General features: G+C 59.6%; 7 protein-coding genes. 3 read left to right on the top strand and 4 right to left on the bottom strand.

Annotation, left to right across the window (positions count from 1 at the left end; all coding sequences use genetic code 11):
• Positions 1–252: 252 nt before the first annotated feature.
• A complete protein-coding gene (locus HMPREF2656_RS04045; RefSeq protein WP_070815934.1) occupies positions 253–1,098 on the bottom strand; it encodes a PRC and DUF2382 domain-containing protein in 846 nt (281 codons plus the stop codon).
• A gap of 301 nt (positions 1,099–1,399) precedes the next feature.
• A complete protein-coding gene (locus HMPREF2656_RS04040) occupies positions 1,400–2,203 on the bottom strand; it encodes a hypothetical protein (RefSeq protein WP_083319430.1) in 804 nt (267 codons plus the stop codon).
• Positions 2,204–2,255: 52 nt separating this feature from the next.
• Between HMPREF2656_RS04040 and HMPREF2656_RS04035 the strand changes: the two genes are divergently transcribed.
• Together HMPREF2656_RS04035 and HMPREF2656_RS04030 are read left to right on the top strand one after the other, a co-directional pair.
• Complete coding sequence (locus HMPREF2656_RS04035; RefSeq protein WP_070451081.1) at positions 2,256–3,545, top strand: adenylosuccinate synthase; 1,290 nt, start codon at positions 2,256–2,258, stop codon at positions 3,543–3,545.
• 245 nt (positions 3,546–3,790) lie between these two features.
• On the top strand, positions 3,791–4,876 hold the full coding sequence (locus tag HMPREF2656_RS04030) for a hypothetical protein (protein WP_141739371.1): 1,086 nt from the start codon (positions 3,791–3,793) through the stop codon (positions 4,874–4,876).
• Here HMPREF2656_RS04030 and HMPREF2656_RS04025 read toward each other — a convergent pair.
• A complete protein-coding gene (locus tag HMPREF2656_RS04025) occupies positions 4,847–5,359 on the bottom strand; it encodes a GNAT family N-acetyltransferase (protein WP_070422117.1) in 513 nt (170 codons plus the stop codon). The genes HMPREF2656_RS04030 and HMPREF2656_RS04025 overlap by 30 nt on opposite strands.
• A complete protein-coding gene (locus tag HMPREF2656_RS04020; RefSeq protein ID WP_070422119.1) occupies positions 5,352–5,636 on the bottom strand; it encodes a type II toxin-antitoxin system TacA family antitoxin in 285 nt (94 codons plus the stop codon). Before HMPREF2656_RS04020 ends, HMPREF2656_RS04025 begins: the two co-directional genes overlap by 8 nt.
• A gap of 370 nt (positions 5,637–6,006) precedes the next feature.
• On the opposite strand from HMPREF2656_RS04020, the gene HMPREF2656_RS04015 reads away from it, so the two are divergent.
• Positions 6,007–7,063: YPDG domain-containing protein (locus HMPREF2656_RS04015; protein WP_210400958.1), on the top strand; the 1,057-nt coding region annotated here is incomplete at its 3' end.

Raw genomic sequence — 7,063 nt, 5'->3', positions numbered from 1 at the left:
ACTCCATGTCCAAAATGTTCATGGACATAACACGGCACAACTAGACGATCTCGCCGCTACCGAACATCATGTGCAATATCACCTGGGAAAACTTCGAACCCGAATGCTGATCGTCTAGTAGGGAGCCTAGCCGAGCTAGACGATCAGCAAAACGAACAGCAAAAAGCCCCGGTTAGGAACATTCCCAACCGGGGCGAAAGCCAGGGGCGAAAGCCAGGGGCGAACGCCAGGGGCTAAGCCCCTATGCAGGTTTTACTTGTTGTCTTCGACGACGCCGTCGGTCTCGAAGCGCTCCTTGCGCACCTCTTCAGAGACGCGCTCGGTGTCGCGGACGGTGTCCTTCTCCAGGGAAACCTTCTCTACCGGGACGGATTCCTTGGATACGGTGACGCGGTCCTCGTGAAGCGTGACGGATGCTTCCTGCTCGCCGATGTTGCCGTCGTAGTTTGCGCGGTCTGCGTCGGTGATCGGCTCGCGTACGATGCGGACTTCCTCGCGCTCGACCGGGACCTCGACGGTTTCGGTCTCCTCGACGACGTACTTACGCAGGCTGACCTGGCCGGATTCGACGCGGTCCTTGGAGACGTTGAGCTGCTCCTCGGAGCGGATCAGTTCGCCGTCGACGTCGGTGGTGCGGTCTGCGGCAGCGGCGCGCTCATTATCGACGACACCACGCTCACCAGCACCAGCAGCACCCGCGGCACCAGCACCCGCAGCACCAGCAGCACCGACACCGGCACCAGCAGCGGCGTGCTTACCGGTCTCGTAGGTGGTCACGTCCTCGGTGGTCTCCAGGCCGTAGTGGCGGTAGAAGGCGTCCTGGTCCTGGGTGGTCAGGTGGCCGTTTTCGTCGAGATCCGGTGCGTCCTCGATGCGGTCCTTGGAGAATGCGAGGTGCAGGTCGCCGTCGCGAAGCGTGTGGCCACGCAGCGGGACGATGGAGTCGCCGCCACCGAACAGGCCGTGGCTAACGGAGACGAAGTCCGGCTGGCCGGTGGAGTCGTTGACGTAGACGTCCTTGACGCCGCCGACCTTGTCGCCGTTGACGTCGTATGCGGTTGCGTTTGCAAGATCCTCGATGCGGTTGAGGTTAGTCATTGTTGTTTCTCCTTTTGATTTGTTGTTGCGAGAACGATTCCGACCGTAACGACGATCAACCGTTCTGGCAGCGGACCCAACCTGAGCCTCGAGAAGTAGAACGGGTGTTCGAGCGACAAACACGACAAGTTCAGGTAGTCCCATGGAAACCGCCAACAGCCAGCGGAAACGAAAATCTGAAAGGTGGCAAAACGTTCAGCGAAATGAACGCAATGTGTCAGTTAGGTAACAGCGAGCTACCAATCGCATAGAGAAAACGCGAAATGTGAAGTCCGCCAGAGCGTGAATATAATTCCTGAAACTATGCCGAACGGACCGCTTGGATGTCGCGCAGGTGGCGGTAGAAGGTGACGCGGGAGACGGGTCGGGGGCGCAGGTGGTCGTCGATACGCACTGCGATTTCATTGCCACCGGATTGCAGGGCGCGCCCGGTGAGGGTGCGGCTGCCGTCGAGGCGTGCGACGGGTTGGCGGCGCAGGAAGCGGCGGGTGGGTACGAGTGGGCTGGTGAAGGGGGCGGCGGCGATGCCGGGCGCGTCGACGGTGGGCACGAGGCGTGCGCCGTATTCGATGCCGGGGTGGACCAGCACGTCCGAGTCGACGACGACTTCGCCGTAGTAGGGCGTGGCGCCGTCGTCAGTAAAGAGCTCTGCGGAACCTGCGACGACCTCGCCGAAGTCGGTGCGGATGCAGGGGATGGGCCGCGCGGGCCCGCCTGCAGCAAGATCCGCAGACTCCGCGCCCCAGAGCACCGCCGCGGGCGATTGCTTGTCTGCGGGCACGTACCCGACTTCCGCCCACATGCAATCCGCGCGCATCAGGCGGGTGAGCACCAGCCCGAGGGCGCGGTCGCTGCCTGACACCACAACACGCAACGGCTCAGAGGGTTGCTGCGGCGCAAACGTGGGTGCGCCGAGGTGGTCGACGGCGGGGTTTTTCTGGATCTCGTCAAGCGACGGGGTGGGATCTGAGGGGAGCACTTCGCGCGCGATGGCGTCGAGAAACTTGAGGTCGCGCTGGGTGGGGTGCACGGGGAGTTGGAACGTTTCTGCGCCCGGAATTGAGGGTTCGGGGGACGCGCCGCATGCGCAGTGGATGAGCCGCATGGCGCTCACGGTACAATATGCCCGTTCATACGCCATATTTAAGGAGTGCGTGATGTCCGCCATCATCATCGTGGGCGCCCAGTGGGGCGACGAGGGCAAAGGCAAAGCAACTGACATTCTCGGCGGTCGGGTCGACTACGTGGTTAAGCCCAACGGCGGTAATAACGCTGGGCACACGGTGGTTGTCGGTGGGGAGAAGTACGAGCTGAAGTTGCTGCCCGCCGGCGTCCTGTCCGAAAACGCTACCCCGATTCTGGGCAACGGTGTGGTGGTGAACCTTGAGGCGTTGTTCGAGGAGATTGACGGCCTTGAGGCGCGCGGTGCGAATGCGTCGCGGTTGAAGATCAGCGCGAATGCGCATTTGGTGGCGCCGTATCACCAGCAGTTGGATCGTGTGCAGGAGCGTTTCTTGGGCAAGCGCGCGATTGGCACGACGGGTCGCGGCATCGGCCCGACCTACGCCGACAAGGTCGCGCGCGTGGGCCTGCGCGTGCAGGACGTTTTCGACGAGTCCATCCTGCGCCAGAAGATCGAGTCTGCGCTCGATGTGAAGAACCAGATGCTGGTCAAGATGTATAACCGTCGCGCGATTTCGGTCGAGGAGACGATGGATTACTTCGGCCGTTACGCGGAGCGCCTCGAGCCGATGGTGATTGATGCGGAGCGCATGCTTAACGACGCCCTCTCCGCCGGCAAGCACGTCCTCATGGAGGGTGGTCAGGCCACCATGTTGGACGTGGACCACGGCACCTACCCGTTCGTGACGTCCTCGAACCCGACCGCCGGCGGCGCGTGCGTGGGTGCGGGTATCGGCCCGACTCGCATCACGGGCGTGCTGGGCATTATCAAGGCGTACACCACCCGCGTGGGTGCGGGCCCGTTCCCGACGGAACTGTTTGACAAGTGGGGCGAGTTCCTGCAGGTCACTGGCGGTGAGGTCGGCGTGAACACCGGCCGCGTGCGCCGCACCGGCTGGTACGACAGCGTGATCGCGCGCTACGCCTCCCGCGTCAACGGCTTTACGGACCTGTTCCTGACCAAGCTTGACGTGCTCACCGGCATCGGCGAGATCCCGATTTGTGTGGCCTACGACGTGGACGGCAAGCGTTTCGACGAAATGCCGATGACCCAAACCGACTTCCACCATGCAACGCCGATCTACGAGACGATGCCGGCCTGGGACGAGGACATCACCGGCTGCCGCACCTTTGAGGAGCTGCCGCAGAAGGCCCAGGATTACGTGCTGCGCCTCGAGGAGCTCTCCGGCGCGCCGATCTCCTACATCGGTGTCGGCCCGGGCCGCGACCAGACCATCGTGCGCCACGACATCATGGAGCGGTAGGGGAAGTGGCACAGGGCGGACGTGATCTGGCCGATTATGTTGCCGCTGCCAGCCAAGAATGTAGCGTCACTGACCATCGGTTGTGCAACGGGCTACGGACTTGTGAAACACTAAGTGAGTTACTCGTTTCCTCGGCTGATCACTCAGAGGGCGTAGGGGCAGATTATGTGCACCTCCCGGGTGGGCCAACGAGCTGCTGGACGACTGCGCAGCTCCTTCGGCTTGTCTCGGACAATCTGCGGCGATTGAACGTCCCAGACAGGTTGCGTCGTGATACTCAAATCACGTCCGCACTTGGCAAGTTGGCCGATCGCGGTCTGTCCGCCGATGCGATCATCCGAACTGGATTCGGGCCGATGTTGATCGATTTTGTCCTTGAAGGAGCGTTAGCGTGCCGGCAGCTCGTGCTGGAAAAAGAACGCGGGAGTGATGAACTGCTTCTGGGAGAATGGGCTGATCTTCTTATTGCAAGTCCAGAGCTTCAAGGCGTAGCAGCAGGAGACCGGAGCTTGGCCCGAGCTAGGGCGATGAATGGGTCTTTTGTTCGGGAGGTGCAACGTTGGCTTCAAGAGGCGCCTATTGCGCATCTCGTTGGGTGGCGTTACTCAACAGACCAGTCTCTTGCCGATGATGAGGATCTGTTTTTGCTCAATGGCCGTGACGCAACGGTTTGGGTATGTGAGCGGTTTACAAAAACGTATCTAGACGAGTGGGCTAGTGAGTCCCTGCTGTGGGAGCTGACTTTCATAACGAAGCCCGGTGCGGTTCAGGGATTAGCCCAATTTGACGTTGGTCTTCTGGAGGAACGCAGAGTCTCTTTGTTTGATGTAACCCAAGAGCTCGCTAGGCGCGCGACTTCACAAATTGCGCCCTATCAGCGGGGGCCATTGGCTGAGCTGGAGAAAGCACAGAAATCCGTAATTGCCGCATTAGACAAAGGTGACGTGGACCAGGCGGTCAACCTGGCAAGTGAAAACATAAACCTGTTTCCTAATGAGCCAGAGGTGAAGAGAAACTTCGGGTTCTGCATTATTGGAGAAAACCCGGAGCGCGCCTTGGAGACGTTGAAGCTCTACCAACCGGTAGAGGAGGGGTCGCTGGTCAGCACGCTCAATCATTTCAATCTCGTCGCCGCTTCATACCGCTGCAATAGGGATGCGCCACTAGAGAGTATCCAGTTTCTGATTGATGCTTTGCCCGCCGGTATGCCGACGGGATCGATGTGGTTGTGGGAGCCTGAAACCCTGAGGGATACGCCTACCGTTGTGCCGATTGAGTTGGAAGCGTGGAGGCGCCGCATGCTAAGAGTTCTGGGCTTGTTGGATCAGTGATTCCACCGGCAGGAGGAGATGGAGCGGTTCTCCTGGCATTTCATGAAAGTTAGCGTTATGGAGGTAGAACTGTTTTGCGCTTTCATCGTGTGCGTGGATGAGGATCGCTGCCGCACCGATTATCTCCGCTGCGGCGATCGCGCGTCTAAACATGTCCTGTAATAGGGATTTGCCTAGTTGTCTGCCTTGAGCGCGCGAATCGACAGCGAACCGCCCCAGAAGGATGATCGGAACATCCTTGGGACGGTTGTTGCGGAATCGCTTGGGCAGGGCATCTCGGCTGACTCCGCCCGATGCGAGAGCGTAGTAACCAACTACCTTGTCGTTAAGCGTTGTCACGTAGGTGACAGAATTGTTGGCGCGTTGGTTTTTCCAAGCGTTTTCTTTGAGCCACTTGTCTAGGCTTTCCACCCCGCAGGAGAAACCTGCAACATCATCTTCCTTTTCGATCGTTCGCGGAGGTTGGATGATGTCCCTAGTCAAGGTGGAACTCCTTTCCGAAGACGGAGTCGGATGCGAGAAGGCGCGCTAGTTTCGTGCCGTCGACGGGGGTATCGAGGGCTTTCTCGAATTTGGCGAAGTCTTCGTCGCTCAATTCGAACCAACGGCGATCGGCAAGAATCTTTTCCGCTTCGATCATTGCGCTGCCGAGCACGAAATCGGACACCGGAACATCCTGGGCTTCGGCGGCACTTCGTAGCGTCTCGTCCTGGACCTCTGTTGTCCTGAGGTGAAGTCGCTTAACTTTTGGCTGAGTCATAGGGACCACTGTCCTTACTTTTGTGTGGTGAGGTCTTCAAGCAACGTGTAGAACCTGTGCGCACAATGTACGCCACGCTGCCTCGCGCCTCAAGTTGAGGGGTGAGAACGTGCGTTGATGGCACTATGTGATCGTCACCAACCCCACCGTCAGCAAGCGACCCTATGCAAAATTTCACAACCTAAGAAAAGGGGGATTGCGGTGTGGGTTTTGCCATGTGGAGCGGTGCGAACGCTTTGAAGAAGCTTGAAGAATTAAAAGCATCCTCAAGACCGTCTACGGCAAGACCGATAACGAAGGCCGCTACACCCTGCGCTTTGGCAACTACGAGAAGGGCCAGGTCCGCGAGGATATCCTCAACCCGAACCACATGTTCGTGTGGGTGGAGAACAAGGACGGTGTGGTCCAGAACGGCTACACGGGCTTCCACACCCCGATCTTCCAGCGCTTTAACGGCGGTGGAAACTTCAAGGCGGCGGCTTCCCCGGGCGAGAACCAGCTGCCGATTAACTTCAACGGTCTTCCGTACCAGGAACTGAACTCGCTGTACAACGTCAACTACGCGGTCATGCCGTACACCCCGGTGTCGATCACGGCTGATTACAACGCGACGGATAAGCCGGCTGCACCTGGCGTCACGGTGACCCCGGAATTCCACGGCAACCTGTCCACGCTGCCGTCGAAGGTGGAGTGGCGCGACGCTAAGGGCAACGTGCTCAAGGAGTGCGAGCTCGACCAGTCCAAGGGCATCAAGGCCCAGGTCGCAGCGTGCACCTTCGACATCCCGGATGATGCGAAGAAGGGCGACTTCTTCAACGTGGTCCTGGTCTCTGGCGGCAATGATGTTTCCGCATGGACCGTGCTGGTCACCCGCGACGCGGACGAGTACACCCCGTCCTATGAGGACAAGCTCGTTGTCCCGGGCGAGGAGACGAAGTCTGCTCCGACCTTTACCAAGGTCGACGAGGATGGCAACGAGACCGAGGAGAAGGTCGACGCTCCGGAGGGCTCCAAGTTCGCAATTCCAGGGGACTTCAAGGCTCCTGAGGGCTACGTGGTCACTATCGACGAGAACACCGGCGAGATCACCGTGACCTTCCCGGACAAGTCCAAGTTGAACAAGGACACCGTTGAGGAATTCGACGTTCCGGTTGTTGTGACCTACCCGGATGGTTCCACCGACGACGCGACTGCGAAGTTCAAGCTGGACACCGATGGCGACGGCACACCTGATACCGAGGATCCAGACGATGACGGTGATGGCATCCCGGATGATAAGGAGATTGACGACGACACCAACCCGAAGGTTCCGAACCAGAACCTGGACTACGAGCCGGAGTACACCGACGTCACCGGTAAGCCTGGTGAGGACGTCAAGGTGGACAAGCCAACCTTCAAGGACAAGGATGGCAACCCGACCACGCCGC

The sequence above is a fragment of the Corynebacterium sp. HMSC034B08 genome, from assembly GCF_001835805.1.
GTDB lineage: Bacteria > Actinomycetota > Actinomycetes > Mycobacteriales > Mycobacteriaceae > Corynebacterium > Corynebacterium coyleae.
This window is presented reverse-complemented; position numbering and strand designations above follow the sequence as displayed.

Bases quoted from the DNA above. Each gene is read 5' to 3' on its own strand.
- HMPREF2656_RS04035 (WP_070451081.1), top strand. From the start codon at position 2,256: ATGTCCGCCATCATCATCGTGGGCGCCCAGTGGGGCGACGAGGGCAAA.
- HMPREF2656_RS04045 (WP_070815934.1), bottom strand. From the start codon at position 1,098: ATGACTAACCTCAACCGCATCGAGGATCTTGCAAACGCAACCGCATAC.
- HMPREF2656_RS04040 (WP_083319430.1), bottom strand. From the start codon at position 2,203: ATGCGGCTCATCCACTGCGCATGCGGCGCGTCCCCCGAACCCTCAATT.
- HMPREF2656_RS04020 (WP_070422119.1), bottom strand. From the start codon at position 5,636: ATGACTCAGCCAAAAGTTAAGCGACTTCACCTCAGGACAACAGAGGTC.